27 protein-coding genes are annotated in these 25,613 nt (G+C 44.1%); 17 read left to right on the top strand and 10 right to left on the bottom strand.

Going from position 1 to position 25,613, the window contains the following annotated elements; genetic code table 11:
- Nucleotides 1-100 precede the first annotated feature (100 nt).
- The 9 genes from QYF49_RS22040 to QYF49_RS22000 all read left to right on the top strand — a co-directional run bounded on the left by QYF49_RS22040 (nucleotide 101) and on the right by QYF49_RS22000 (nucleotide 8,575).
- Nucleotides 101-2,359 carry a glycoside hydrolase family 2 protein gene (locus QYF49_RS22040; RefSeq protein WP_290401750.1) on the top strand — a complete coding sequence of 753 codons (2,259 nt, stop codon included), beginning with the start codon at nucleotides 101-103 and terminating at the stop codon, nucleotides 2,357-2,359.
- A gap of 18 nt (nucleotides 2,360-2,377) precedes the next feature.
- Nucleotides 2,378-3,661, top strand: a complete 1,284-nt coding sequence (locus tag QYF49_RS22035) for an ABC transporter substrate-binding protein (RefSeq protein ID WP_290401749.1) — start codon at nucleotides 2,378-2,380, stop codon at nucleotides 3,659-3,661.
- 63 nt (nucleotides 3,662-3,724) lie between these two features.
- Complete coding sequence (locus QYF49_RS22030) at nucleotides 3,725-4,657, top strand: carbohydrate ABC transporter permease (protein ID WP_290401748.1); 933 nt, start codon at nucleotides 3,725-3,727, stop codon at nucleotides 4,655-4,657.
- Between the two features lie 11 nt (nucleotides 4,658-4,668).
- Nucleotides 4,669-5,505: a carbohydrate ABC transporter permease gene (locus QYF49_RS22025; protein ID WP_290401747.1), complete on the top strand. Its 837-nt coding sequence runs from the start codon at nucleotides 4,669-4,671 to the stop codon at nucleotides 5,503-5,505.
- A gap of 209 nt (nucleotides 5,506-5,714) precedes the next feature.
- On the top strand, nucleotides 5,715-6,266 hold the full coding sequence (locus QYF49_RS22020) for a DJ-1/PfpI family protein (protein WP_290401746.1): 552 nt from the start codon (nucleotides 5,715-5,717) through the stop codon (nucleotides 6,264-6,266).
- 54 nt (nucleotides 6,267-6,320) lie between these two features.
- The gene (ytzI, locus tag QYF49_RS22015) at nucleotides 6,321-6,488 is read left to right on the top strand and encodes a YtzI protein (protein ID WP_290401745.1); all 168 of its coding nucleotides are present in this window, start codon (nucleotides 6,321-6,323) and stop codon (nucleotides 6,486-6,488) included.
- A gap of 153 nt (nucleotides 6,489-6,641) precedes the next feature.
- Entirely contained in the window at nucleotides 6,642-7,562 is a 921-nt protein-coding gene (locus tag QYF49_RS22010) for a DNA-3-methyladenine glycosylase family protein (protein ID WP_290401744.1), read from the top strand.
- Nucleotides 7,563-7,591: 29 nt separating this feature from the next.
- Nucleotides 7,592-8,008 carry a CBS domain-containing protein gene (locus QYF49_RS22005; protein WP_290401743.1) on the top strand — a complete coding sequence of 139 codons (417 nt, stop codon included), beginning with the start codon at nucleotides 7,592-7,594 and terminating at the stop codon, nucleotides 8,006-8,008.
- A gap of 6 nt (nucleotides 8,009-8,014) precedes the next feature.
- Nucleotides 8,015-8,575: a GNAT family N-acetyltransferase gene (locus QYF49_RS22000; RefSeq protein ID WP_290401742.1), complete on the top strand. Its 561-nt coding sequence runs from the start codon at nucleotides 8,015-8,017 to the stop codon at nucleotides 8,573-8,575.
- Nucleotides 8,576-8,588: 13 nt separating this feature from the next.
- Here QYF49_RS22000 and QYF49_RS21995 read toward each other — a convergent pair whose 3' ends face one another.
- The 4 genes from QYF49_RS21995 to bacA all read right to left on the bottom strand — a co-directional run bounded on the left by QYF49_RS21995 (nucleotide 8,589) and on the right by bacA (nucleotide 12,874).
- Complete coding sequence (locus QYF49_RS21995) at nucleotides 8,589-9,815, bottom strand: hypothetical protein (RefSeq protein ID WP_290401741.1); 1,227 nt, start codon at nucleotides 9,813-9,815, stop codon at nucleotides 8,589-8,591.
- Nucleotides 9,788-11,014, bottom strand: coding sequence for a DUF58 domain-containing protein (locus QYF49_RS21990; RefSeq protein ID WP_290401740.1), 1,227 nt, complete (start codon nucleotides 11,012-11,014; stop codon nucleotides 9,788-9,790). Before QYF49_RS21990 ends, QYF49_RS21995 begins: the two co-directional genes overlap by 28 nt.
- Nucleotides 11,011-11,931: an AAA family ATPase gene (locus QYF49_RS21985; RefSeq protein WP_425589630.1), complete on the bottom strand. Its 921-nt coding sequence runs from the start codon at nucleotides 11,929-11,931 to the stop codon at nucleotides 11,011-11,013. The genes QYF49_RS21990 and QYF49_RS21985 overlap by 4 nt, the downstream gene beginning before the upstream one ends.
- Nucleotides 11,932-12,070: 139 nt before the next feature.
- Nucleotides 12,071-12,874 carry an undecaprenyl-diphosphate phosphatase gene (gene bacA, locus QYF49_RS21980; protein WP_290401739.1) on the bottom strand — a complete coding sequence of 268 codons (804 nt, stop codon included), beginning with the start codon at nucleotides 12,872-12,874 and terminating at the stop codon, nucleotides 12,071-12,073.
- Between the two features lie 115 nt (nucleotides 12,875-12,989).
- Between bacA and QYF49_RS21975 the strand changes: the two genes are divergently transcribed.
- Complete coding sequence (locus tag QYF49_RS21975; RefSeq protein WP_290401738.1) at nucleotides 12,990-13,211, top strand: hypothetical protein; 222 nt, start codon at nucleotides 12,990-12,992, stop codon at nucleotides 13,209-13,211.
- Between the two features lie 11 nt (nucleotides 13,212-13,222).
- Here QYF49_RS21975 and QYF49_RS21970 read toward each other — a convergent pair whose 3' ends face one another.
- Entirely contained in the window at nucleotides 13,223-14,110 is an 888-nt protein-coding gene (locus QYF49_RS21970; protein ID WP_290401737.1) for a peptidoglycan-binding protein, read from the bottom strand.
- A gap of 292 nt (nucleotides 14,111-14,402) precedes the next feature.
- Between QYF49_RS21970 and QYF49_RS21965 the strand changes: the two genes are divergently transcribed.
- Nucleotides 14,403-15,353, top strand: coding sequence for an aldo/keto reductase family protein (locus QYF49_RS21965; protein WP_290401736.1), 951 nt, complete (start codon nucleotides 14,403-14,405; stop codon nucleotides 15,351-15,353).
- A gap of 80 nt (nucleotides 15,354-15,433) precedes the next feature.
- Here the strand turns inward: QYF49_RS21965 and QYF49_RS21960 are convergent, their stop codons facing one another.
- Nucleotides 15,434-15,586, bottom strand: coding sequence for an aspartyl-phosphate phosphatase Spo0E family protein (locus QYF49_RS21960; RefSeq protein WP_290401735.1), 153 nt, complete (start codon nucleotides 15,584-15,586; stop codon nucleotides 15,434-15,436).
- Between the two features lie 309 nt (nucleotides 15,587-15,895).
- Here QYF49_RS21960 and QYF49_RS21955 point away from each other — a divergent pair, with 309 nt between their 5' ends.
- On the top strand, nucleotides 15,896-17,563 hold the full coding sequence (locus QYF49_RS21955) for an SWIM zinc finger family protein (RefSeq protein WP_290401734.1): 1,668 nt from the start codon (nucleotides 15,896-15,898) through the stop codon (nucleotides 17,561-17,563).
- Nucleotides 17,556-20,333, top strand: a complete 2,778-nt coding sequence (locus QYF49_RS21950) for a DEAD/DEAH box helicase (RefSeq protein WP_290401733.1) — start codon at nucleotides 17,556-17,558, stop codon at nucleotides 20,331-20,333. The genes QYF49_RS21955 and QYF49_RS21950 overlap by 8 nt, the downstream gene beginning before the upstream one ends.
- A 41-nt stretch (nucleotides 20,334-20,374) precedes the next feature.
- On the opposite strand, the gene QYF49_RS21945 is transcribed toward QYF49_RS21950, so the two are convergent.
- The 4 genes from QYF49_RS21945 to sigY form a co-directional block, all read right to left on the bottom strand.
- Entirely contained in the window at nucleotides 20,375-20,734 is a 360-nt protein-coding gene (locus tag QYF49_RS21945) for a group I truncated hemoglobin (RefSeq protein ID WP_290401732.1), read from the bottom strand.
- Nucleotides 20,735-20,799: 65 nt separating this feature from the next.
- Nucleotides 20,800-21,009 carry a sigmaY antisigma factor component gene (locus tag QYF49_RS21940; RefSeq protein ID WP_290401731.1) on the bottom strand — a complete coding sequence of 70 codons (210 nt, stop codon included), beginning with the start codon at nucleotides 21,007-21,009 and terminating at the stop codon, nucleotides 20,800-20,802.
- A complete protein-coding gene (locus QYF49_RS21935; protein WP_290401730.1) occupies nucleotides 20,999-21,325 on the bottom strand; it encodes a DUF5345 family protein in 327 nt (108 codons plus the stop codon). Before QYF49_RS21935 ends, QYF49_RS21940 begins: the two co-directional genes overlap by 11 nt.
- Nucleotides 21,297-21,842 (bottom strand): RNA polymerase sigma factor SigY, encoded by a 546-nt coding sequence (sigY, locus tag QYF49_RS21930; RefSeq protein WP_290401729.1) that lies wholly within the window; start codon nucleotides 21,840-21,842, stop codon nucleotides 21,297-21,299. Before sigY ends, QYF49_RS21935 begins: the two co-directional genes overlap by 29 nt.
- 167 nt (nucleotides 21,843-22,009) lie before the next feature.
- Here sigY and QYF49_RS21925 point away from each other — a divergent pair, with 167 nt between their 5' ends.
- The 4 genes from QYF49_RS21925 (at nucleotide 22,010) to QYF49_RS21910 (ending at nucleotide 25,552) form a co-directional block, all read left to right on the top strand.
- A complete protein-coding gene (locus QYF49_RS21925; RefSeq protein WP_290401728.1) occupies nucleotides 22,010-22,780 on the top strand; it encodes an SDR family NAD(P)-dependent oxidoreductase in 771 nt (256 codons plus the stop codon).
- Between the two features lie 150 nt (nucleotides 22,781-22,930).
- Entirely contained in the window at nucleotides 22,931-23,209 is a 279-nt protein-coding gene (locus tag QYF49_RS21920; protein ID WP_290401727.1) for an HU family DNA-binding protein, read from the top strand.
- A gap of 169 nt (nucleotides 23,210-23,378) precedes the next feature.
- Nucleotides 23,379-25,229, top strand: a complete 1,851-nt coding sequence (locus tag QYF49_RS21915) for a PAS domain-containing sensor histidine kinase (protein ID WP_290401726.1) — start codon at nucleotides 23,379-23,381, stop codon at nucleotides 25,227-25,229.
- A gap of 47 nt (nucleotides 25,230-25,276) precedes the next feature.
- Nucleotides 25,277-25,552 carry a hypothetical protein gene (locus QYF49_RS21910; protein ID WP_290401725.1) on the top strand — a complete coding sequence of 92 codons (276 nt, stop codon included), beginning with the start codon at nucleotides 25,277-25,279 and terminating at the stop codon, nucleotides 25,550-25,552.
- The last annotated feature ends 61 nt before the right edge of the window (nucleotides 25,553-25,613 follow it).

The following is a 25,613-nucleotide window of genomic DNA, read 5'->3' as shown; positions in this document are numbered from 1 at the left end:
TGGATGGGAAATGTTCAGAATAGTGTTGAAAGTTAACTTTTCTCTGTCCCTTGAAGCGATAATTAAACACAATCATTTAATTCGAAGTCGGGTGATAAACATGAGCAGAGCATGCAGAGAAAAACTAAGCTTGAATGGTATATGGAAATGTGTCCCGGATGAGGAAAATCGTCTGGAAGGAAACATCAGGAACAAGCCTGTCTACCATGCGGAGGAACTGGAATGGAAGGACATTCATGTTCCTGCACACTGGCAGAAAGCAGGATTTGAGGACTTTCAGGGGGTCATGTGGTATAAAACTACGTTCCGGGCGCCGGCACTAAAGAAAAATAAAATGTTTTACATGTGCTTCGAGGCTGTTGATTATTATTCCGAGATCTGGCTGAACGGGGTATATCTCGGCGCTCATGAGGGCGATTTTGATGCGTTTGAATTCAATGTCTCTGATTTTCTGGAATATTGCGGGGAGAATACATTGGTTGTAAAAGTAACCTCGGAGCTGGATACAAGGCCAGAACGGAAAAAAATTGCAAAGGGAGGCCTCTACCATTGGGACTGCTTGCCGGTCAAACAAGAAGGGCTCACAGACTGTCCGGAAGTCCCCTCTTCCGTTAATGCCCATTATCCAAACCCTCTTGTTAATCCTGGAGGGATCTGGAAAGGCGTTTATCTGGAAGAGCGCTGCAAGGTACATATTGAGCATATTCAGGTGACGCCTTATCTGAAAGATGATTACAAGAAAGCAACGATTTATCTGGATGTTGAAATACAAAACAACAATAGCAAGGAAGCCCGGATTGATGTGGAAGTTTCCTTCCTGCCCCATAATTTCAAAGGGAAAATTTACAGATGGAAACCACAAAGCTATTTTCAGAGGCCTGGCAGAAGCAGCTATTCAATGACCGATCAGCTGTCCAACCCTAAATTATGGTGGACTTGGGAGCTCGGATTTCCTCACCTGTATAAAGCCGTGATTGAAGTATGGGTAAATGGGGTATTGGTAGATAATAAGATTCAAATTTTTGGAATAAGAGAAATTAAAATGGACGAAAAATGGATCTTTTTCCTCAATGGGACAAGGGTGTTTATTAAAGGAAACAACTATTTATCCGATCAATTCCTCTCCCTTATGACAAAGGAATCCTACCAGCTGGATGTGCAGATGATGCTGGACGCCAACATGAATACCACCAGGCTTTTTGCTCATGCCGAACAGGAGGAGTTTTATCAGCTGTGCAATGAAAAGGGAATCATGGTTTTTCAGGATCTGCCGTTTCAATGGGGCTATGAATCTACCGGTCTTTTTATAAAACGGGCTGAAGATGTTTCGAGGCGCTTCGTTAGAATGCTGTATAACCATCCAGCCATTATTTTATGGTCCTGCCACAGTGAGTCCCGCTACCATGACTACAACAAACTGGACAACATGCTACTTCGCGTTGTAAAGGAGCTGGACAGTCTCCGCCCGGTTATTAAAAACTCAGTTCTTGTATCCGATGAAGAGCTCCCTCATTATTTTGAGACGCTCGATGATTTCACTGACTATATCGGTACGCATTTAAGTGTGCACTGGGTCGGCTGGTACTGGGGAAAAATTGAAGATGCTGAGTTTTATAATCCAATGTTTGTAACAGAGTATGGAACCCAGTCTATTCCAAATGAAGATTCTCTGAAGAAATTTATGAACCAGGAATCTTTGTGGCCGGTCAATTGGGAGATCTACCGTACGTGGGGCTTTCAGACCAATATTTATCAGACGATGATGGGTTCGGTCATGACGCAGTCCCTTCAGGAGCTCATCGACATTACACAGGATTATCAGGTTCAATTCTACAAGGAGCATACAGAGGCATTAAGGCGAAAGAAGTACAATCAGGTAGGCGGCCTTCTCCAGTTTCATTTTGTTAATACAGGGCCGTCCATCGATTGGTCCATTATTGATTATTACCGACAGCCAAAGAAAGCCTATTTTGCCATGGCCAAAGCTTTTGAACCGCTGCATCTTTCTTTTAACGGGGATATTACAGAGGGAGAGCTGGGCAGGACAGCTACCGTCACGCCTTGGATTGTGAACGATTACAACACCGTGATTGAAAACTGCCAAATTACGTACAAAGTGTTCCTGGAGGATGGCACCCTGGTCGATCAGCACTGTTTGTCTGTTCCAAAGATTGAAAAAGATTCCGTCCAATCATTTGAATCTTTAACCATTCCAGTTACAACCGGTGAAATCGTAAAAATAACCGGACAATTGAAGGATTCGAACGGTGCGGTTATCATGGAAAATGATAAAATCATCCGTTCACTTCCAGCAGAGGATGAAGTTCAAAATCCGTTTAAATCACCCATTCGATTATAAAATGAGGAGGCAAAACCGATGAAAAAGGGATTATTGCTGCTTTTTTGTCTTGTATTTGCTTTATCCATGTCGGGCTGTTCCAATGACAACCAAGGAGCATCAGGAACAGAGAAGAACGGGGAAGTACAGCTTAAAATGTGGGCACATCAGGGACAGCCAAAAGAAGTTGACTTTTATAAAAAACGCATTGAAGAATTTAACAAGGAATACAAAGGAAAGATTCATGTTAAGCTGGACATCATTCCGAGTGGTGCGGGCCATGCTTATGAAGACAAGATCAACGCAGCCGCCACTTCAAACGGTCTGCCGGATGTGCTCGATATGGACGGGCCGTTTGTCGGAAACTATGCGGCCACCGGAATTCTTGCTCCCATAGATGATTACGTAGAGAAAAAGGACAAGCAGGATTTTGCCAAATCCATCATCCAGCAAGGTACATATGACGGCAAACTTTTCGCTCTTGGAGCCATGGAATCATCCGTCGTGGTCTTCTATAACAAAAAATTGCTGAAGGAAGCCGGGATCCAGGCTCCTGAATCGTTGGATAAAGCATGGACATGGGACCAGTTTATGGACGCCTCGAAAAAGCTGACAAAAAACAACGTCCACGGCCTAACGATGCATATGGACCTCGGCGTCGGGGAGTGGCTGACCTATATGGGCTCTGTATTTGTATGGTCGAACGGCGGACTGTTGCTCAACGAAGATAACACAAAAGCTGACGGTTATGTCAACGGCCCCAAATCAGTAGAGGCAATGAACTACGTGAAAGACCTGTTCAAGTCCAAAGTTGTGAGCGTTTCCAACGGTCCAACAGATTTTGAAGAGGGAAAGGCGGCCATGATGCTTGGCGGAGTATGGCTGATTCCTGGGTTTGAGGAGTACAAGAATCTGGAGTGGGGAATGACCTATCTACCATACAGCAAGAAAAAGATGTCACCTTCAGGATCATGGGCATTCGGAGTCTCAAGCCAGTCCAAACAGCCAAAAGAGGCAGCTGAAGTGGTAAAGTGGATGAGCAATAAAGATTCTGTTGTAGAAATATCCAAAATTACAGGAATGCCGCCGGCCAGGGAATCTGCATTCAAGGAATTGCCGGAATACGATAAACTTCCTAAAAAGGTGATTAAAGACCAGGTGTTGAATACAGCCAAGGCACGTCCGGCGACGCCGGCCTATCCTGTCTTAACCGCTAAATTTGCTGAGGCCTTTCAAGCCGCTGCCTTAGGGCAGGATGTAAAAAAGGAACTTGATAAAGCAGCGAAGGATACAGACAGGGAACTCGAACGATTCAAAAAGTAAGAGGGAAAAAGGAGTGATTGCTTCACTCCTTTTCCTGTACTCTCTACAGGAAGGAGAAATCGGATGGAACCCGTTACTCAAAAAACAAATGAAAGCCGCCCATTGCCTACGGTAAGCCCGAAGCAAAAAAAGCGAAAAAATTTGTTTGCCAGCTATGGATTCGTCAGTCCGGCGATGATTCTTTTATTTGTCTTTCTCATACTGCCGGCCATTTTAGCGCTGTATTATAGTTTCACAAACTATTATCTGCTGACTCCTGAAAAAATGAAATTTGTAGGAGTGGAAAACTACAAACGTCTGGCAGAGGACGATATCTTTTTGAAATCGTTAGGCAATACCGCTCTTTTTGTCATCATCGTGGTCCCAGTACAAACCCTTGTCGCTTTGGCACTGGCTCTGCTCGTGAATCAAAAAGTGCGAGGCATTAAATTTTTCAGGATGGCCTTTTTTGCACCTGTCGTCACGTCCATGGTCATTGTATCGATTCTCTGGACATTCATCTATAATCCTGACAACGGGTTGGCCAATTCAATCTTGAATATCGTGGGACTCGGCCCTTTTCAGTTTCTTACAGATAAAGACCAGGCGATGTACTCTATCATTTTTATGAGTATCTGGCAGGGTGCCGGCTATCAGATGATGATCTTCCTTGCCGGACTTCAGGAGATTCCGGACCATCTCTACGAGGCCGCATCCATTGATGGAGCAAGCGCTTGGCAGAAGCTCATTCATATTACGATTCCTGGTATTCGCAATATTCTTGTCTTTATTGCGATCGTAACGATGATAGCAGCTACCAAGCTCTTTATCCAGCCGTTCGTAATGACGCAGGGAGGGCCTCTGGATTCGACAAAAACACTCGTCTATATGGTATATGAAACCGGCTTTAAGTTCAGGGATGTCGGCTATTCATCAGCGATCGCCATTCTTTTCTTTGTGATTGTGCTGGTGATTTCCATTCTGCAGCGAAAGTTTATTAAAGAATCTACAGAATAGGAGGAGAGTTGATGAAAAAGAACAGGTTGCTTAAATTAATAGGCTTGTATACCGCCCTTACTTTGCTTGCGCTTCTTTTTTTATTTCCGCTCGTCTGGATGATCGTCTCTTCTTTTAAGACAGAGCCCCAGATTTTTGCCGACTTGAAATCCTTTAAAGCCTTTGTTCCTTATACCTTTTCTTTGGATAACTATACCGGGGTTTTTGAACGGATCCCGTTCATCAGGTATCTGCTTACGAGTACGTTATACGTGTCCGTCATTGTCATCCTCGGTTTGTTCGTAAACTCACTGGCCGCCTACGCTTTTGCGCGAATGCAGTTTAAAGGAAGGGATTTCTTGTTTGCAGCTGTAGTTGCTTTAATCATTATCCCGTTTGAGAGTATCCTGCTTCCCTTGTATTTAATCATTGATGAGTTTGATTGGCTCAATACCTACCAGGCTCTGATCGTTCCCTTTATTGCAAACGCGTTTAATATTTTCATGTTTAGGCAGTTCTTTTTGAACTTGCCGAAAGAATTAGAAGAGTCTGCCCGCATGGATGGGGCTTCGACGCTTCGTATCTTTTTCCAGATCGTTATTCCGCTGTCAAAGCCTGTTTTCATTACAGTAGCTCTCCTGACGTTTATCACCCATTGGGGAGACTTTATGTGGCCGCTCATCGCGACAACAGATGAGAGTGTAAGGCCGCTTCAAGTCGGGATGCAGTTCTTTTTCCATCAGCCCCCAGTGAAGTATGGACATGTCATGGCTGCCCTCACGATGGCCACCGTCCCGCTTCTGATTATTTTCGTCTTCTTTCAAAAATACTATGTTCAGGGAATTGCATCCGCAGGTATGAAGAACTAATCGTGTACACTCTGAGCAAAGCTTATTCAGGGCTTTGCTTTTTTTTATGTGCGAATTGGGAAAAAGTATAGGGCGACACTTCGATATTTTCATAGGTTAATCACTGATTTTCCCAATACACATCCTCCTTTTGTACTGATACAATTTAATTTATACTAGGTTCGACAAAGTATGGTATGTAAATAGTACCAGGAAGAATGGGTGAGGACGTGAAAAAGAGAGTACTTGTCTATCTCTATCCCCAGTTTCGAGAAGTTGAGATTATGGTGGCGCTGTCTATTGTCAGCCGCTTTTATGAAGTATTAACCTTCACATTGCCGCATGGGGCAGTCACTAGTGAATGCGGCCTTACGATGCAGCCGTCTATTAAACTGAAAAATATTAATCCGCTTGAATATGATATGCTGCTGATCCCGGGAGGACGGCAAGCCGGAAGCCAGTCCGATCCCCGGCTGATCAGACTCATAAAAGCTTTTGACCGAGACGGTGTACGGATAGCAGCAATCGGCACGGGTGTGCTGCTTGCTGGCAAAGCAGGAGTACTGGTTAACAAAAATTTTACTTCGTCTGTCCTTGAGGAGGAGCACAGACGAGCCAAGGATTGGCTGACAGGAAGAGCTGTGAACCGGCCGGTCGTTGAAGATAAAAATATAATAACCGCCAAAAACAATGCATATATTGATTTTGGATTGGTCATCGGTGACAGACTGGGCTGTTTTAACAGTATAGATGATTACAATCTGTATAAAGGCAGAGTGTAGCAGGCTGCTTGACTATGTTAAAATAAGGAATAATAAATAAAGGAGTTGTACATCGTGTCCACTCTTCTTATTTCTATTGTTATTTCTGTCATCATCATTTTGTTCATCCTCGTTATTTTTGTTGTTGCGATATCGAAGGGATATTCCTATAAACATACGGTGGACAGCCTGGAGGAACATCCGCACCTGAAAGAAAAAGAGGAAAAATCGCGCGACGCATAAAGCCGGCAGCCCATGCCGGCTTTTTTATTTTTCAGATAGGCCTCCCTAAAATTAGACTGGAAAGTTTGAAGGTGAGGGGGGATAATAAAGAGGATGGGAGCGCATACATCGTTATGTGTTTTTTTACAAACTATGAAGTAAAAAGGAGAAAATATGTTAAAAGTAATTAGGCCTGCATCACCCTTTGATTTCTCTAAGATGCTTCGGAGGGTGAGCAGTGCAGGAAAAAATAATATCGTTCACGTGGACATGGATAATCAAATCTATAAGAGAATGATCCACCTTAGAAATAAACGCATACTGATTCAGGTAAAAGCAGCCGGCAGCGTCGACAGTCCTGAGCTTATGATGGAACACTCCGAGGGGTTTTCCAAAATGGAGCAAGAAGAGCTCGCTGTTATGGTAAAGCGCATGTTTTCCACAGAGATTGATATTAAACAATTCTACCGCCAATTTTCAGACCATAGACAGATTGCGCCGCTCATCACGGACTTTTTCGGTTTGCGCCTAGTGACCGATCCCGACCTTTTTGAATCCATGGTTAAAATTATCATTGGCCAGCAGGTGAATCTAACGTTTGCGGGTGTCTTGATCGACCGCTTGATTGATCTCGCCGGTGAACACATTGAACATGAAGGAGAAATGTTCTCCGTATTTCCAACTCCGGAAAAAGTAGCCTCCCTTGATGTTGAACAGCTGAGGGCGCTGCAATTCAGCCAAAGGAAAGCGGAGTACATCATCGACTTTGCGAGGCTGATTAATTCCGGAGCTTTAGATACCGATTCCCTTTGGTCCATGGCGGATGAGGAAATAATGAATACGCTGCTGCCGATCAGGGGAATCGGCCGCTGGACGATTGAATGTCTTCTTATTTTTGCTATGGGGAGGACCAATGTGCTTCCCGCTGCGGATATCGGTCTGCGAAATGGTGTCCGTAAAGCATGGGGCCTGGATTACCAGCCGTCTGAAGAGGATGTAAGAAAGCTGGCTGAGGACTGGGCGCCCTGGAACACCTATATTACGTATTACCTTTGGGAAAGTTTAGCCGTCGAACCGATCGCAAAAGATGGATAGAATGAGAATGGGACGAGGAGGAAGGTACTGTGAACATCGCTTTTTTTCTTTTGCCGAAAGAAGATGTGGCGTTTTTAAAGTCCACATCAACGATCAGGCAGGCACTTGAAAAACTGGAGCATCATCGATATACGGCCGTTCCTGTGCTGGATGAAAAAGGAATGTATTCTGAAACGCTGACAGAAGGAGATTTGCTTTGGACGATTAAAAACACGCCAGGACTGACTTTTGAAACTAGTCATCGTTTTTCCATCGCGGGCATTCAAAAGGAACGCATCATCAAATCTGTCAATATAAACGCTGTAATGGAAGATCTGTTATCTTTAATCGCTACGCAAAATTTTGTTCCTGTTGTGGATGATCAGGGTGTATTTATCGGGATCGTCCGCAGGAGCGACATTATTGAGTATTGCTCCAATCAGCTGTTTGCCATAAAGGGGACCTAAAAAAGAATGGATGAAATCTTCTCTTTGTTTCCAGAGATGGAGACTGAGCGCTTTATTCTAAGGAACATTGAACTGGAGGATGCAGTGGATCTCCATGAAGCCTATTCAGATCCTGACGTCGTCAAATTTTGGGGTACCGCCCCGTTTACTTCGATTGAACAAACGCAATCCCTGATCAGCGACTTTCACAAAGGCTATGAGGGTCAGCTCACTATCCGCTGGGGAATCGCGGAAAAGAAAGGAAACCGGATAATCGGGACGTGCGGCTACCACAATTGGGCAAAAAAGAAGTTCCGTTCAGAGATTGGTTATGAAATTCGAAAAAGCGAGTGGCGGAAAGGGGTCATGAAAGAAGTGCTTTCCGCCATACTCCCTTTCGCGTTTCAGCAAATGGAACTTAACAGGATCGGAGCGCTGATCCATCCGGAAAACCATGGATCTGCCAGTCTTGTTTCCAAGTTTGGATTTAAAGAAGAAGGATGTCTGCGAGACTATCAATGTGTGGATGGAGAATTTCAAGATCTAGTGATGCACAGCTTGATCAAGAAAGACTTTGCTCAACATTAAAAAACGCATGGGTTTAATCCATGCGTTTTTCTTCTTTCTGACGTTCTTTAAATTCACGGATAAGGCTTTGTGTTCCGCTTTTTAATGACGCAAGTTCTTCGGACGGAAGAGTCAGTCCCCCATACCTTGCTTTATTATAAGCGGATACAACCGAATGAATGGTGGAGCCTGGCAGATCCAGACGCTGGAGCCACTCTGAAACAGATTCGTTATAGGCGCGGCTTCCACCGAGTTTTGTCATTCGTTTTTCAAACTGGATATAAATTTTCCTTGCCTCATCAGAAGGTGTTTTCCAATAACGCCGTTCCTTGTTGTGCTCTGTCAATGGTTTACCGGGCAGGATCGGCTGAATGCGTTGTGTTGAAATCGTTTGCCCTAATGTGTCTAGAATCCTTCGTCTAAAATAGATGTAAACAGCCACCAAAAGGAGCGCAAAGAGTAACCATAAGATCCACTGATCATCTGATGGGGCTAAGGATGGCGTCTTTGTTGTTTTTTCACTTTCCATAAACGTTCCTGCAAAGGCTTCAGCCCTTTTTTTGCGGCCATCAGAGACGGGAAGAAGGCTGTAAAGAAAGAATAGAGGTTTGCTCAATAGGGAAAATACAGCATAGAACAATGCCCCCATCAAATTTTTAAATAAGAACGAAAAGAGCGGGAACACAAGATATGCTGCCGCAGCTGAAGACAGAAGCACAGATAAAGAAAATATTCCTTGTTTCATGTTCTGAAACCCGGGTATTCCTTCATTCAAATGACGGTGATAGCTTTTAAGCAGGATAAGGCAGACCAGCTGTAAAGCAGGTATAAGGAGCAAAGCTTCAGAAATGTTCGGAAAGAAAATATACCTGAAAAGGGCCAGGGCAAAAGCACCAAGCCAGATCACTTCCATGTCTTGCTTAATCGGCTCAGACCAGTTTACCCATGCTCTCCAGCCTATGATCCCTGCTAAAAGGATGGAATGGATGAAGCTAAACCCAAAAATAAAACCTATTTCAAAAGCGACAGGGCTAAGAAGGATGATTTTACCCATGGTGATTTTTTTTGAAAAGTTAAAAAGCAGAACAAACGGTAAACAGCCAAAAATATAAAGGGCACAAAGCTTTAAAGATAAGGCAAGACTGAAAGGCAGCAGGCTGATAACGAGTAAATAAAGAAGCAGACCGTCAAACAAATAATTGAAAGAAAACGTGGGAAGCCGGCCGTGGGTCCTCATGAGATGTCTCTCTTGGCTGACCATTTTGCTAAATAAGCCCCTTCTTCATCATCAATAATCCGATAGACCGGGCTGCCGTGTTTCTGCCACTTTTGATAGTATTTCTCTTGCCTGCCGTCAACTTCCTGCCTGCCAGCCAAGATTACGACAGCAGCCGTGCTTGAAATCTCACCGTCTGTTTTTGCAAGCAGCTCAACAAGGGGAAAGGTTACACTTGAAACACTGATACGGGCAAGTGTTTCAAGTACTCGCAAGAGATGAGCACGCCCCTCTCCTTTGTCTACTTTAAGATAACCAGCAGCACCTGGAACGCGGATATTCATGAAAATTTCGTACGGAATATCGGCTGAAGAGGCTTGCTGGCACATAAAAGCTAAATAACTAAGCTGATTTTCCAGCGCTTCCCCCTGAAAAGAAGATGTTCCATAGGAGGATGATCCAACATTCAGTATAAATGCCCATGTGCATTCTCTCGTTTTCTCGACGATTTTTGTTTTCAATGAAGCTGAAGCTGCTGTAGCTTTCCAGTGGATTCTGTTGAAAGGATCACTCCTTTCATAGGCTCTTGCACCTGCAGGAGAAGTGGCATCTTCAAACAATGATCGTGAATAAGGATGAAGACCCTGCCTGGAGCGAAGCAAAGGATGAATGCCCACCACTGGGAGAGGGGCTGGAAAAACAATCACTTCCGTTCGGTAGATTGGATCAAACGCAAGGAGGAGGACGCCGTATCCAACGGCATTACGTATGTTGAGTTCAATACGGTTCAGCTTCACGGCGCCTCTCCTTTTTCCTGTAACCTTAAGCTCCTCCTCCACCTGTGACTTTTTAGGTACAGCAAATCTCCATTCATAATCCTTTTGTTTTACGTTTTTCTTTTCATGAGTGATTACAGCATTTTCTACTTCAACGGCGTCGTCCGCGGTAAATGCCATCGTTCCACGGATCTCCGGCCAGCTGCCTTCATAGGAAAGGATAAGGTGCAGACTTTCTGTATCGCCCGTAAATAGCCGGATTGTTCTTCGGGGGTTCTGAAGAACAAGATGATCTGCTGCAGACTTAAAGTAAATCCGGCTAACATAGTAAACAGCTGCGAATAAACAAGCGAGCGCCAGTATAAGAGGAGACTTTTTATAAAAACTGATGACAGCCAAAACCAAGCCGGCACTTAATGAAGCTTGAAGAAGCTTGGGTAGGGCAAGCTCTTCCCTCCAGATACTCATGATCCAGCACCTGATTCGACAGGAACCCTAACCGATTTCAATATTTCTTGAATAACCTGATGCTTTGTTTTTCTCAGTGTCCCTTCAAGCGACAGGACCAGACGGTGGGAGAGAACATAAGGCGCCATCAGCTTTACATCATCTGGAGTGACGTACATCCGTCCCTGAATCAGGGCGTTGCCCTGGGATGCACGCATAAAGGCAAGTGTTCCCCGCGGACTAACACCAGCTTCAGCAAATCCGGATTCTCTTGTCGCATGAATGATGGACAGCAGGTAGTTCTCAACATCCTCTGACAACTCCACTTCCTTTACCATGTCCTGCATCCTATGTAAATCCTCCAGCGAGAAGACAGCTTCGAGCTGATCGAAGGGTTCCTGCTTTCGATAAAGAGAGAGCATCCTCTTTTCTTCTTCAAAAGAAGGGTATCCGGTCTGAATTTGTAGGAAAAAACGGTCAAGCTGTGCTTCAGGGAGGGGGAATGTTCCTTGAGACTCGATCGGATTCTGGGTAGCGATGACAATAAATGGAGAGGGGAGCTGTGTCGTTTCTCCTTCGATGGTAACCTGCCGCTCCTCCATAATTTCCAGCAGACTCGATTGTGCTCTTGGTGTTGCCCTGTTGATCTCATCAGCCAGCAATATGTTCGTCATGACAGGTCCGACTCGCAGCTCGAAGTCTTGTTCTTTCGGGTTGAAAAATTTAATGCCTGTTATATCACTGGGCAGGATATCCGCCGTAAACTGAATCCGTTTGAATCCGCCGCTGATCGATCTGGCCACACTTTTAGCCAACACCGTCTTTCCGGTGCCTGGCACATCTTCTAAAAGAATATGTCCTCTATTAATAAGTGCAATTATGATCAAGTCGACAATTTTTTCTTTTCCGACCAATACTGACGATATATTCCGTTTCATGCGTTCTGTTTGTTGAAGGATGTCCAATATCAACCCCACCTTTATTTACCAATTTTCTTTTATATTCTACAAAACCAGCCAAAAAACCTCCAACAAAAAAAGATGGCGAAAAACGCCATCTTTTTTGTGAAATTGAAGTTTAAAGCCAGATCATCGCCGCTAGAACTGCGGCAAGTATAAAACGGTAATAAGCAAAAGGAGTAAGCTTTACTTTTGCGATCAAACGGATAAAGAACAGAATGGCAACGACCGCGACAATAAAGGCCGTAAGGAATCCTGCAGCAAAGAACGGAAGGTCCGCTGCGCTAAGAACATCCCAGCTTTTATACAAATCCAGGCCGCTTGCAGCGATCATAATCGGAACCGCAAGGATAAAGGTGAAATCGGCAGCTGTCCTATGACTCAAGCCGAGCAATACACCGCCGGAAATGGTAGCACCGGACCGGGAGAAACCTGGCCAGAGCGCAAGACATTGAAACAGCCCAATGATAAACGCCTGCTTATACGTAATCTGGTCAAGTGTTGCCGCCGTAATTTTTTTCTTCTTTTTTTCAGCATAAATCATCAGCAGACCGCCGACAATCAAGCTGAACACAACGGTACTCGTAGAGAATAAATATTTTTTTACCGCATCGTGAGCGACAAGCCCGATCACGACAGCTGGAAGCATACCCGCAAAAATGTGGAGCAGATTCAAATGGCCCTTCTGGCCGTCTTCTGTTTCAACCTTGCCTACACCAAGGAGGCTCCACAATCTTTTCCAATAAAGAACCACAACAGCAAGGATGGAACCAAGCTGAATTACAATCTCAAACGTTTTGGCCTTGTCCCCTGTAAATCCGAGGAAATGCCCTGTAATAATTAAATGTCCAGTGGAGGAAACGGGAAGAAATTCTGTCAGCCCTTCCACCATACCCATTATAATCGCAATCCAAAGAAACATACGTTCACCAGCCTGTTCACTAATTAGTCAAATACTTACTTATTATAAAAGATATTTCGCGAAAAACATATAAAGATATTGTGACAACACAGAAGTGCTGAAGCGGCAGCCTGGCATGAAAGTACTGGGCGGCTGTTCATTTAACCGCTTGTCTATTTATCATCTGGTTTCTGTCGATTACGTGCGAACTTTTGCCGGTTGCGATCCAGTTTTTGCCGTTTACCAGCCAAACCCTATCGAATGCCGCCTGCCCACAGCACAAGAACACACACTAACAACGTTCGCAGACCAAACAAAAAAAGAGACGGCACATGTCCGCCTCTTTTTCAAAATCTAATGATTACATTATTAATCCAGAATGGTAACTTTGACGTTCTTGCGTCCCCATTCGGTAGCTTTTTGTTTAGATGGATAGAAGACATCGATTCGATTTCCTTGAATAGCTCCGCCTTTGTCAGCAGCTACTGCATAGCCATAGCCTTCAACATAGACTTGAGAATTCAATGGAATAACATCCGGGTCAACAGCGATCACTTTTACGTTTGGATTTGTTTTTAGGTTTGTCCCGTTCGCTGTAATGCCGCTGCATCCATCACAATCAGCCGTGTAAGCTGTTGCTTCAACAGATACTGTTTTTCCTTGTTTCTGATCAGCAGATGCTGCCTTTACCGGTGCAGAAGTTTTTTGTGCTGGAGCCGATGATTGAACTTCTGTTTTTACGCGGACACCGTTCTCGCCATATAGAGCTTTAATGGTTTGAGGTCCAGTTAATCCATCGACAGTGATGCCTTTTGCTTTTTGGAACGCTTTTACTGCGTTTACAGTAATCGGTCCATAAATTCCATCCACTGTGTAGCTATAGAATCCTTGATCCTTCAGTTCACTTTGCAAACCGGATACGGCATAGCCTTTATTGCCATGCTTAAGTATATTTGATTTTCCTAGAGAAGATTGAAGAAGCGCTTCAGCTGTTCGTTTGCCAGCGATGCCATCCACTTTCAAACCGTTTCTCTTTTGGAAATCCTTCACGGAAGCCGTTGTGATATCTCCATAGTAACCTGTTGTTTCGGTGTAATGAAAATATCCTTTGTCTTTGAGTGTTTGCTGCAATTGATGTACGTCTTTATCCCACATGCCTTGTTTTAATGTATGGTCCCCTAACGCGGCTTCCCCTACTAGTGGAGAACTCATCATTACTCCAGCGATCGCTCCTGTTGCAATTACTTTTTTAATCATATGTAGTACCTCCTCAAGTACGAAAAGTTTTAGTTAAAAAGGATATGTTTTCCTTCATAGCCAATTGCCATTGTACAGGGTGAGTGTGACAGGCAGGTTAGAGTAAGGTAACAAAACCATTACATAATTATTTCAAAATAGTTCTATATCCCTCCAATGATTGAATTATTTACCTATGAAAGCAGGGCCGCACTAGTGGTTCAGCGTTTTTACGGGCTGTAATTCTTTATAATTTTTTGAAAACTGTTAAACTTGTAAAGTACACATTTTCGAAGGAAAGGTGGAGTTAATAATGGAATATCGGCGTCTCGGAAAAACAGGATTGAAGGTTAGTGAGATTTCACTCGGAAGCTGGCTGACTACAGCTGGCTATGTTGAAAAAGAGAATGCAGAGGCGAGCATACATAAAGCGTTTGACCTCGGCATCAACTTTTTCGACACTGCCAATGTTTATATGAGGGGTGAGGCTGAGAAGGTTGTAGGCGGAGTGCTGAAAGACTATCAAAGAGATTCCTATGTTTTGGCGACCAAGGCGTTCTGGCCGATGGGAGACGGGCCAAACGACCGTGGACTTTCCCGAAAGCATGTCATCGAGCAGTGCAATGCCAGCCTTCAGCGGCTGGGACTGGATTACGTTGATATCTTCTATTGCCACCGATATGATAAGGAAACTCCGCTTGAAGAAACTTTGCGAGCCATCGATGATCTTATACGTCATGGAAAAGTGCTGTATGCGGGAGTGAGTGAATGGACAGCGGAACAAATCTCTGAAGCGGTTCACCTCGCGGACAAGAAACTGCTCGACCGGATTGTCGTCAGCCAGCCGCAATACAATATGTTTGAACGATATATCGAAAAAGAAGTGATCCCAGTCAGCGAGAAACATGGAATTGGCCAGGTCGTATGGTCACCGCTTGCACAAGGGGTGCTTACAGGTAAATATAAAATAGGAGAAGAAGCGCCTAAAGGAAGCCGTGCAGCCGACGAGAACAGCAAAAAAGCCATCTCTGGCCATCTGACAGATGAGAAGCTTCAAAAAGTGGAGCGGCTGAAAAGTGTAGCTTCAGAGAACGGTATTTCTGTTGCTCAGCTGGCACTGGCCTGGATTTTAAGGCAGGAAAATGTTTCAAGCGCGATTGTAGGCGCAAGTTCACCAGGCCAACTTGAGGAAACGGCGAAGGCCTCGGGCATCAAACTTTCAACTGACGCTCTTGAAAGCATAGAGAGCATACTTCAAAACTGATTCAAGTATTCAAAAACGGCGGGAGGCATTCCCGCCGTTTTCTGCGTTTAACAGATTTGTAGTTTTCAGGTAGCGCAGTTTTATTGCTTAATCCATGTATTAGGCCGGTTCTTCATGCGTGAAAGCAGATTCAGCAAATGATCTAGTTCCTGGCTGCATTTCACGGTGACTTCTGCTGTCAGTCCGTAGGTTTTCCCAAGACAAAGCAATACTTCGCGCTTTTTTTCAATCATTTGTAATAACATCTTTCATTCACGACTTTCATGAGGGATTTTGTCACAAAAACAAGTATGAAGCAAAACTTAAATTTCGAAAAGAGATTTGATAAAAATAGTCAAAATATTACAAAATAAACAGGATCCTTGATTGATTGCCGTTCGGCTGAAGAAAAAGATCAAATCCTGGGATTAAATGCAAATTGTCATCTGAAAAAGGGGGCATTCCGGCCTTTATTTTTTTGCTGGGGAAGGAATGATGCACAACATTGAATGGAACCTACGTAATTTTGATATAATGGATGGTACTATATTACGGAGGCTCACATGTTAAGTAAGCAAATTCCTAAAGACGTGGTTTTGGAACTTGGAAAAGACGTGCTGTTTCATTTTAGCGGAGAAGTGATACAAGATAGCTATGCGCTTTATCAAAAAGGCGCTGTATACAATATTAATGTGGAAAACAAGACGGTAACGGGAAGTGTTTCTGAAGAAGGGGAATACGCAGTAAGCCTTGATCTTGAACATTTTTCGGAGAGCAGATGTTCATGCACCAGCAGCGTACCGTGTATCCATAAGCTCGCAGTGTTCTTCCAGCTGTATGCGTCTTTTGGACCGCCTTACCAGCTTATCCTGGATTGGAAGAGCAAGAGAGGAAAACAAAAGACAGAGCAGCAGGAAACGATGGTTCCTCCTGCCATTCATCCGGAGAGCAACGATAGGAAAACTGAAACAGGTACGAAAAAACGGGTCATTCAAAACGTATTGTCGGTTAATGAATGGAAAAAAGCGTTTGATCAGCGCTTTGAAGATTTCGAAAAAAATAAGATGCAGAACTTGACCTTTAAAGAACTGGAGAGGGGAGAGGGCTACACCTTTACTCACATCCATAGGGAGTTCTATCCGGGTCTATTGAATGCTGCCAGTTTTATGGATGATGATGTTGGAAAACTGTATCGGTTTCATGCACAGCTTGAAACTTTCCTGAGGCTTGCGCAGTATGAAAAGCAATATGGTGTTCCTGAATACTTAGCTTCACATTTTAAGCTGAATCTCAGCCAGCTGGTAGACGGGATGTTTAAATCAGCCATGGACATCGATGCTGAAAACCTTAAATCTGAGCATCGCGATTTAATCGAAGAAAGTTTACGAGAATTCCAGAACATTTTTACGCTGCCCGCCCGTTATTTTGATATTATTTTCCGGGTATTTCAGGTAGGCTGGGCGACGATTTACCATGTTGATCAATGGGTAGCAGCTTATGAAAAACAGCTGGTAAAGGAAAAAGAAAAAGGTTCACGCGCTCAGTTTCTGGATATGGCCCTCGTACATTTTGCCTTTCTCAGAGACGATCTTACGGAAGCATTTGAGCGGATGGAAAAGACCGAGCAGTTTTCTTCCCGCCATGCTTTAATCTGGCTTGAGCTGCTTTTTCATTGGGGCAAGTGGGAGTCTTTATTGAAATGGCTGCTCGCGCTAAAGAAGGAATTTTACAAGAAGACGCGGGATTACTACCAGGATGCTTCTGTCCGTGAACAGTTTCATCAATATATTGAATATTTCTGGAAGTACGCCCAATACACGGGGGAGGAAAAGGAGTATGAACAGATGCTCGTTGACTGTCTGCCGGTGACCTTTTATGAATATAATGAGTTTTTGCACGTTCAGCAGGATTTTAGGCGGTGGGTTGAGCTTCAGATTTTAATGGGGTATTCGCCTTCCCTGATCAATGGCACGGACTTAAAGGAAGTGGAGCAGCTGGATATGGAAGTCCTTTTGCCGCTTTACCATCAATCCATTGACCGTCTCATCAGGGAGAAAAACCGCAAATCGTATAAGTTAGCCATCCGTTTCCTGAAAAAGCTCCAGTCCATCTATAAAAAGCTCGACAGAACCGTGCAGTTTGATGATTATATTGAAAAGCTGGCAACCCAGTACGCCAGACTTCGCGCTTTTCAGGAAGAGCTAAGGAAAGGAAAATTCATACATGATTGATGTGACCGCCATTGTACTTCATGCCAAATGGCTGAACGACAGCAGAATGGTGTTCTGGGGTGAACAGAAAGGGCGAAAGCTCCATGTTGATGACTGGATGCCCATGCTGTTTGCCTGGCATAAAAGATCCTATTATGGAACGTTCATTGAACGGGATGACGATCAGTTCGTCTATGTATCCGCAGCTGATGCGTTTCGCCTGTTCACAGAATATCCGCACTTTTTTCTAAAAAAGACCAATTGGGGCCAAGAAGCGCTGAATATGATAGCCGACGCGCAAAAACTGGAGGCCTCGCTGCAGGACCGCCAAGTAAAACCCAGTTTTGAATGTTGGAAAAAAGGCGAATGGAAATGGGAGTTTGATGACAGCGGGAATCAACTGCCTGATTGGCTAAACAACGCGGTCGACGAGCTCGTCCTCGAGGAACCTGAGAGGCTGGATGCGGATCCTGCCTTTTTTGACCGTTTTCCGTTCGAGCACCTTCTCGAAAAGAACACCCTGTATGAAAATTTGTCTGAGGGATCATGGCTGGTCAAACTGGGCTGGAAAAAGGATGAAAAACCATTTGATGTCCTTCTTGAACTGCAGGAACCAGAGGACGACGGCCGGTATTGGAATCTGGATGTACTGCTTGAGGATAAGGACAACGGCTTCCATTATGAATGGTCAGGGAACTTGAAAGATCTTCCGGAAGAATGGCAGCCCTTTATGCATCGGATAGAAGAAGATCTTGCCTTTGCTGGAACACTCGTACCTTCTCTTCAAAAAAAGGATGGTTCTTTTAAAAAGCAGCTTACAGAAAATGAAGCATGGGATTTTTTAAACGACAGTGGGCAGTGGCTGGCGGAAGGGGGATTTAAGATCCTTCTCCCATCTTGGTGGGAAGCATTGAAGGATCTGCAGCCGGACCTGAAGGCAAAAGTAAAAAGTTCAACCAGCGGATATGCTCCGTCCTTTTTAGGATTGGATTCCATCGTCCAGTTTGACTGGAAAGTTTCCACTGGTGATATCGAACTGAGCGAAGAAGAATTTTTGAAGCTCGTTGACAGCCGCAGGCGTCTGGTAAAAATAAAGGGCAAATGGTTCAAGCTGGACCCTGCTTTCATTCGTGAAGTCAGACAGGTTATGAAGAATGTGAACCGCAATGGTCTCCAGCTGAAGGATATCCTGGAACAGCATCTCATGCAGCCGGCGAAAGAGGGCGGTGAAGAGGAGAGTTCTGTTCTCCGCTATGTCAATATCGAACTGAACACGGACCTTGCCAGAATGGTCGAACAGCTGTCTGAAGTAAAAGAGATTCCGATCCAGCCGACCTCACCAGCCTTTCGTGGCACATTAAGGGACTATCAAAAAACAGGCAGCTCCTGGCTTCAATTTTTACGAAAGTTCGGTCTTGGAGGGTGTCTGGCGGATGACATGGGACTGGGTAAAACCATCCAGACGATTGATTACCTTCTTCAAACGAGAAAAGAGGACAAAGAGGCACAGCTTCCTGCACTTTTAATCTGTCCAACTTCTGTTATTGGCAACTGGCAGAAGGAGTTGCAGCACTTTTCCCCGGATTTAAATGTATTCCTGCATTACGGATCCACACGGATTCGCGGGGAGAATTTTATCCAGTCCATTCAGGGAGCAGATGTGGTCCTGACTTCCTATACAACGGCCCAGCTTGATGAAGAAGATTTTCAGCCTGTTTTGTGGGATGCGATCATTCTGGATGAAGCCCAAAATATAAAGAACAGTTTTACGAAGCAATCCAGGAGCATCAGGCGTTTATCGGGGAGGCATAAGATTGCGCTGACAGGAACACCGGTAGAGAACCGCCTCCTGGAATTATGGGCCATATTTGATTTCCTTAATCCAGGTTATCTGGGCAGTGAAGCTGCCTTCCGGAAAAGGTTTGTTATTCCTGTTGAGAGGGAGCATGATAACGGCAGACTGAAGCAGCTGCAGAGTCTTGTTCAGCCTTTCCTGCTGAGGAGGACGAAACAAGATCCTCACGTTCAGCTGAATCTGCCGGATAAACAGGAGATCAAAGAGTATGTTCATCTTACGGCTGAACAGGCTTCTCTATACGAGCGGATGATTCAGGATACCTTTCAGCAGCTGGAGCAAGAAAGCGGCATGAAGCGCAGAGGACTGATCCTTGCTTTGCTTGGCAAGCTGAAGCAGGTCTGCGATCATCCTGTTCTTTATCTCAAGGAAGAAAAGAAGAACAAACTTGAGGAACGCTCCAATAAATTCTCGAAGCTGGTAGAGCTTTTGGAGGCCATAAAAGAAAAAGATGAACGGTGTTTGATTTTTACACAGTTCTTATTTATGGGAAACTTGATCCAGGACTATATCGCGAACCGCTGGAACGAAGAAGTTCTCTTCCTGCACGGAGGGGTGCCAAAGGCAAAACGCGATGACATGATTCAAAAGTTTCAGGATGGAAAGCATAGTGTTTTCGTGCTGTCCTTAAAAGCCGGGGGAACGGGGCTTAACCTTACAGAAGCAAACCATGTGATTCATTTTGACCGTTGGTGGAATCCTGCCGTAGAAAACCAGGCTACAGACCGGGCTCACCGGATCGGGCAAAAACGGTTTGTGACCGTTCATAAGATGATCACGCTTGGCACACTGGAAGAGCGCATTGATGAAATGCTTGAAAGCAAAAAAGAGCTGAGCGAAAAAGTCATTACGAGTGAAAACTGGATTACTGAGCTTTCTACCCAGGAATTGAGAGAGCTTTTTGTACTGCGTAAGGAATGGGTGGAAAAAGAATGAGGAAAGAGGAGCAGACTCAGGATTGAGCAGCTCCTCTTTCTTTATTTGTATAGAATGTCATCTCGAAGAGTGTTGACATGTTTAACAGCTGCATTAATATCTTCATTTGGTACCCTGAATTCCTCCAGTGCTTCCTTTAAGTGATGGACGATGGCTGTGAAATGCTCTGGCTGAAGATTCATGTTTTCATGTACCTTTGCCATAGACGTTCCTGAATACTGATTGGGTCCTCCCAACGCATAGCTTAAAAATTTGGTTTGATGTTTCCTTTGTTTGTCCATATTGGTATGTTCAAAAAAGTGATTTACAACGGGATCGGCCAAAACCTTTTCATAGAAACTATCAACTACTTTTTCTATGGAGTCTCTGCCTCCCAACTTTTCATATAACGATTCCTGCAATTGATATCTCCTCCTTATGTTCTTTCTATTTTTCCCCACAAGAAGAGAAACATAAACGCAGGAAGTCAGGTTTTAGCTCTTCTAAACACCTTTCTCGCAAATATGAGGTAAAAGAGGAGAGGAAACGGGCATTGGATCAATCCCCATAAAGACCAGAACCAATAGCGGCAGCCGCGTTTCCTTCCATCCAGAAACAGCCAGGTGCTCTGGCAGAGAAGAATGACGACAACGAGAATCAATGCCCAAAGCGGCTGGCCTTCTATGTTACGTGTCATTCCATTCACCTTCTTTTCTATGTTGTCTATAAATATACAGGACGGCTCCAATCAGGACGGGTATCTGAAGGAGGATGAGAACGGATGGGAGTTGAATAAGCATGGCAGCCACAACGAACAGAACAACTGCAGCCATCAATCCAAACAGGGCAAGCTCTTTTGCCAGCTGCCTTTTATTCCTGCTGGTCTCCTCCGCTACCATTCTTTCAAAAAAGGAAAGGTCCGGTACAATGACTTCTTCATATTTTTCTATTTGCGAGAGGCTTTCCTTGAGCTGCTTTTCAAGGTTAGTTACGGACTCGGGTTTCTTCTTCACTCTCACTTAACTCCTTTCTAATGAAGGTTAATCCGGTATGAATCCTGGACTTCACCGTTCCTGCCGGAATGTTCAGCATACTTCCAATTTCCTCGTACGTATAGCCATAATAATGTTTTAAGATTAATGGAACTCTCGTATCTTCGCTCAAAAGACTCAAAGCATCAAGGGCTTCATTCCATTCTTCATCGATAAAGGCCGCTTTCCATTTAAGGCTTCGGGAATCGTGTTCACGCTCTTGAAACTTCTGCTCGGTTTTCTTTCGTCTGATCTGGTCGATGTACAGATTGGAAGCGATGGATATGAGCCAGGAAGAAAATTTGGATTTTCCCTTGTATAACCCGATCTTTTGAATGCACTTAAGCATGGTCTCCTGAACAAGATCCTCTGCTGTTGACCGGTTCATCGTTATTTTCAGTAAATAGTGAAACAAAAAGGAATAATTTTGCTGCAGCAAGAGTGAAAGAGAATGCTGGTCGCCCTTTTTTGCCTTTTTGACCAAATCTTGTTCATCCATCTTTGATTTGTCCTCCTTGCGACCGGGTTCGTGAATCAAAAGTAAGACGTTTAAACATTGTAAATTGTTCACCGGCCAAAAAGAAATATTTCATTGGATTCAATAAGGATATTTTGATACGTTGGAAATATTCTGTTGCTTTGAATAAACGGAGAGGAAGATGAACCATGTATTTACCGTCTTTTTCATTGAAAGGAAAAACAGTGTTGATTACAGGAGCAGGGCGTGGTATCGGAAAGGCGCTGGCCATTGGCTTTGCTGAAGCTGGAGCGGATATCGTGCTGGTCTCCCGAACGCAGTCCGATCTGGATGAGGTTGCCGGCTCAATTGAACAATTGGGCAGGAAGGCCTATTCCTACACAGTAGATGTAACGGTTAAGGAAGAGATTCATTCACTATACGATTCTCTTGTCTCCTGCCAAATTCCTGTGCATATTTTAGTTAATAATGCGGGTATGAATATTAGAAGCAAAGCGCTGGATGTTACGGAAGAGGAATGGGAGAAAATCATGAATACCAATCTTCGGTCTGCACTCTATTTCTCTCAGGAAGCCGCTAAACTTATGAGAGTTCAGGGATATGGACGAATTATTAATATTTCCTCTGTTGCAGGGCACGTAGCGTTAAGAACGGGAGTTGTCTATGCTTCAACGAAAGCGGCGCTGATTCAGATGACGAAAAACCTTGCACTCGAATGGGGCCCTTATGGAATCAATGTGAACTCAATCGGTCCATGGTACTTTAGGACTCCGTTAACCGTTCAACTTCTTGCTGATGAAAACTATTTAAATGACATTCTATCCCGCACACCGCTGAACAGGGTAGGAGAACTGTCCGAATTAGTCGGGCCTGCCGTTTTCCTTGCGTCGGATGCCGGCTCCTATTGTACAGGTCAAACCCTTTTTGTAGACGGCGGGATGACCGTGTATGGATTTTAAAGAAACTTAACCGCTGAAATGAGAGATCCCGGCCTTATATGCCGGGATCTTTTTACGTACAAAATATCATTCAGATGTATAAAAAGAAAGAAAGCGTTAATAATGGTAGCAAATGCAATACATTAAATTATATTTAGGAGGATTTTTCTCATGAGAAAGCAAGACTTAGTTGAAGCAGTAAAATCTGCAACAAGCATGAATAAAAAAGAATCTACACTTGCTGTGGAAGCGGTTCTTGAATCCATAACAAATGCCTTAAGACAAGGTGAGAGTGTTCAATTGATCGGATTCGGAACCTTTGAAACTCGCAACCGCAACGCGCGCAAAGGACGCAATCCCTTAACAGGCGAAGAAATCATGATCGCTGCAAGCAGTGTACCCGCCTTTAAACCAGGGAAATCACTTAAAGAAGCAGTGAAAGCTGTATAAAAAAAGCCCCCGATGACGGGGCTTTTTTTGTGTTGAAGCGAACTCTCACATGCCTAATCTTGTCTCTATTTGTCGTTCATTAATTGAAGGAAATTCTCACCTTAGTATCTAATATAAAGGAGATTGAGACACATAACGACAGAATGATAGTTGAGGATGTGGACTGAAGATGATGTTAACCGAAAATGAACTTCTTCCGAGACTTGGTGTTTTCAAAAAACTAATCGATGTGCTGCCTGAATTTATATGCTTAAAAAATAGAGACGGCGAGTGGATTGAGGCTAACGAATTTGCGCTTCAAGTATGCGGAGTGGACCGTTGTTCGTATAAGGGGAAATCTCTTAATGAGCAGAATTCCTTGTGTTCGGAAGGGATGATTCAGCGGTCAAGGAAAACGGATAAGAAGGCCTGGGAAACGGGTCATCCAATAAAAATTCAAGAAGAAGTTAGGCAGAAGGACGGCTCGTATATATACCTTGAACTAATCAAACAAGCTACATATGACGAGGAAGGGAACCCATTGTATTTGTTTGTGACCGGCAGGGACATCACCCAGCATAAGGAAAAAGAAGAGGAGCTAAGTGTCGCGCTTGAGCTTCTGGAATCTGTCCTTGAAGGCACGACTGATGCTATTTTAATTATCGATACAAATGAAAGTCTGATCAGGGTTAATCATTCCTTTGAGAACATGTTCGGTTGGGAGGAGCACGAACTGTTAAACGGAGATATTGATTTTCACATAATCATACCGGACGAGTTTAAAGCGGAATCGAAGAGTATTATGGGACTGCTTGCGGAAGGAAGCACGGTGCCCTCCTTCGAAACTCAGCGAGTCCGGCGTGATGGATTGCGTATTGATGTCTCCATATCATTTTCGGCGATCCGAAATATGAAGGGCCGGGTCATCGGTTTCTGTTTGATATATCGTGATATTACGGCGCATAAAAAGGTGGAACGCGCTCTTCGTGAAAGTGAAGCGAAATACCGTGTGATTGCAGAGCATTCAAAAGACTTAATAGCGGTCGCCAATCCTTCAGGCGAACTGATCTACAGTTCTCCATCCCATGAAGCAATCCTCGGGCTTACCAATAATCTGGAGGAGTTGAACAGAATACTTTTTTCAAGGATTCATCCGGATGACTGGGAATTTCTCCGGGCCGCTTTTATGAAAGCGAGAACGAAGAAAAAACCTTTCACTTTTGAATTTCGCCTCATGCATCAAAATGGAGACTGGCTGGTGATGGAGACGAATGCGGTACCGGTCCTTAACGAATGGAACGAGATTGAAAGCTTCGTTACGATTGCCCGCGATATTACAGCGACAAAGGAAACAGAGGAGTTAATCAGAAAGTCAGAAAAGCTCTCCGTGCTGGGAGAGCTTGCCGCAGGGGTCGCCCACGAAATACGCAATCCTCTTACGTCCCTGATAGGTTTTGCCCAGCTTCTAAAGGAAACGGATGAAGCGATGAAAGACAAATATGTAGGCATCATGCTGACGGAGCTAAAGCGGATCAATGATATCGTCGGGGAGCTTATGCTGGTGGCCAAGCCACAGGCTGTCCATTTTGAATACAGCTCATTGGAGGACATGCTTCAGAGTGTCATTCGGCTGCTTGATACACAAGCGATCATAAAAAATATAGAGATTAAATTGAAAACGGATAAAGATATTCCTTCCATCTATTGTGTGGAAAACCAGCTGAAACAGCTGTTTATCAACCTGTTGAAAAACTCGATCGAAGCGATGGATCAAGGCGGGGTCATCACACTTACTGTCATGAAGAAAAAAGGAAGTATCACGATCAGGATTGAGGATCAGGGGTCGGGCATCCCTAAAGAAAGAATTGAAAAATTAGGAGAACCCTTTTATACGACGAAGGAAAAAGGGACCGGGCTCGGCTTGATGGTATGTTATAAAATTGTAAAAGAACATTATGGCAGCATCTCCTTTGAGAGTGAGGAGGACAGAGGCACCACCGTTCAAGTAAAGTTGCCGATCTATCCTTTTTCAGTCGTTTAGAAACCCGGAGCCGGGACATACTGATTCTAAAAAGGCAGGATGATGAGATGTCCCCCTACCGAATATTTTTCGTATACCGAATGAACGATCTTCGTTATTTGCACGTCCATGGAATGGATATGGTGAATAAGAAGCTGTTTACGGTTCTGCTCTATTCACCAGATGACTCGATTGATCTTACACAGAATACGGAGCATCTGCCAAAGGATCTTATAGAAACACTGTCAAAAGAAAAGGAAAACATTGATTCAGGTACCTATGATCTTGCCCATTGGCAGCCTTTGCAGTTTAATCAGGAGCTGAATTCATTAAAAACGAACTAGGCCAGCTCAAACCGGGCTGGCATTTTTTCTGTTGAAATGCTTCTTTTTATCCATACAAAAA

The sequence above is a fragment of the Fictibacillus terranigra genome (assembly GCF_030412265.1).
GTDB classification, from domain to species: domain Bacteria; phylum Bacillota; class Bacilli; order Bacillales; family Fictibacillaceae; genus Fictibacillus_C; species Fictibacillus_C terrinigri.
The sequence above is the reverse complement of the archived record's forward strand: the minus strand, read 5'-3'. Positions and strand labels throughout refer to the sequence as shown.

Coding starts and splice junctions, on each gene's coding strand:
- QYF49_RS22040 (WP_290401750.1), top strand. CDS start 101: ATGAGCAGAGCATGCAGAGAAAAACTAAGCTTGAATGGTATATGGAAA.
- QYF49_RS22035 (WP_290401749.1), top strand. CDS start 2,378: ATGAAAAAGGGATTATTGCTGCTTTTTTGTCTTGTATTTGCTTTATCC.
- QYF49_RS22030 (WP_290401748.1), top strand. CDS start 3,725: ATGGAACCCGTTACTCAAAAAACAAATGAAAGCCGCCCATTGCCTACG.
- QYF49_RS22025 (WP_290401747.1), top strand. CDS start 4,669: ATGAAAAAGAACAGGTTGCTTAAATTAATAGGCTTGTATACCGCCCTT.
- QYF49_RS22010 (WP_290401744.1), top strand. CDS start 6,642: ATGTTAAAAGTAATTAGGCCTGCATCACCCTTTGATTTCTCTAAGATG.
- QYF49_RS22000 (WP_290401742.1), top strand. CDS start 8,015: ATGGATGAAATCTTCTCTTTGTTTCCAGAGATGGAGACTGAGCGCTTT.
- QYF49_RS21995 (WP_290401741.1), bottom strand. CDS start 9,815: ATGGTCAGCCAAGAGAGACATCTCATGAGGACCCACGGCCGGCTTCCC.
- QYF49_RS21990 (WP_290401740.1), bottom strand. CDS start 11,014: ATGAGTATCTGGAGGGAAGAGCTTGCCCTACCCAAGCTTCTTCAAGCT.
- QYF49_RS21985 (WP_425589630.1), bottom strand. CDS start 11,931: ATGAAACGGAATATATCGTCAGTATTGGTCGGAAAAGAAAAAATTGTC.
- bacA (WP_290401739.1), bottom strand. CDS start 12,874: ATGTTTCTTTGGATTGCGATTATAATGGGTATGGTGGAAGGGCTGACA.
- QYF49_RS21975 (WP_290401738.1), top strand. CDS start 12,990: ATGAAAGTACTGGGCGGCTGTTCATTTAACCGCTTGTCTATTTATCAT.
- QYF49_RS21970 (WP_290401737.1), bottom strand. CDS start 14,110: ATGATTAAAAAAGTAATTGCAACAGGAGCGATCGCTGGAGTAATGATG.
- QYF49_RS21965 (WP_290401736.1), top strand. CDS start 14,403: ATGGAATATCGGCGTCTCGGAAAAACAGGATTGAAGGTTAGTGAGATT.
- QYF49_RS21960 (WP_290401735.1), bottom strand. CDS start 15,586: ATGATTGAAAAAAAGCGCGAAGTATTGCTTTGTCTTGGGAAAACCTAC.
- QYF49_RS21955 (WP_290401734.1), top strand. CDS start 15,896: ATGTTAAGTAAGCAAATTCCTAAAGACGTGGTTTTGGAACTTGGAAAA.
- QYF49_RS21950 (WP_290401733.1), top strand. CDS start 17,556: ATGATTGATGTGACCGCCATTGTACTTCATGCCAAATGGCTGAACGAC.
- QYF49_RS21940 (WP_290401731.1), bottom strand. CDS start 21,009: ATGACACGTAACATAGAAGGCCAGCCGCTTTGGGCATTGATTCTCGTT.
- sigY (WP_290401729.1), bottom strand. CDS start 21,842: ATGGATGAACAAGATTTGGTCAAAAAGGCAAAAAAGGGCGACCAGCAT.
- QYF49_RS21925 (WP_290401728.1), top strand. CDS start 22,010: ATGTATTTACCGTCTTTTTCATTGAAAGGAAAAACAGTGTTGATTACA.
- QYF49_RS21920 (WP_290401727.1), top strand. CDS start 22,931: ATGAGAAAGCAAGACTTAGTTGAAGCAGTAAAATCTGCAACAAGCATG.
- QYF49_RS21915 (WP_290401726.1), top strand. CDS start 23,379: ATGATGTTAACCGAAAATGAACTTCTTCCGAGACTTGGTGTTTTCAAA.
- QYF49_RS21910 (WP_290401725.1), top strand. CDS start 25,277: ATGTCCCCCTACCGAATATTTTTCGTATACCGAATGAACGATCTTCGT.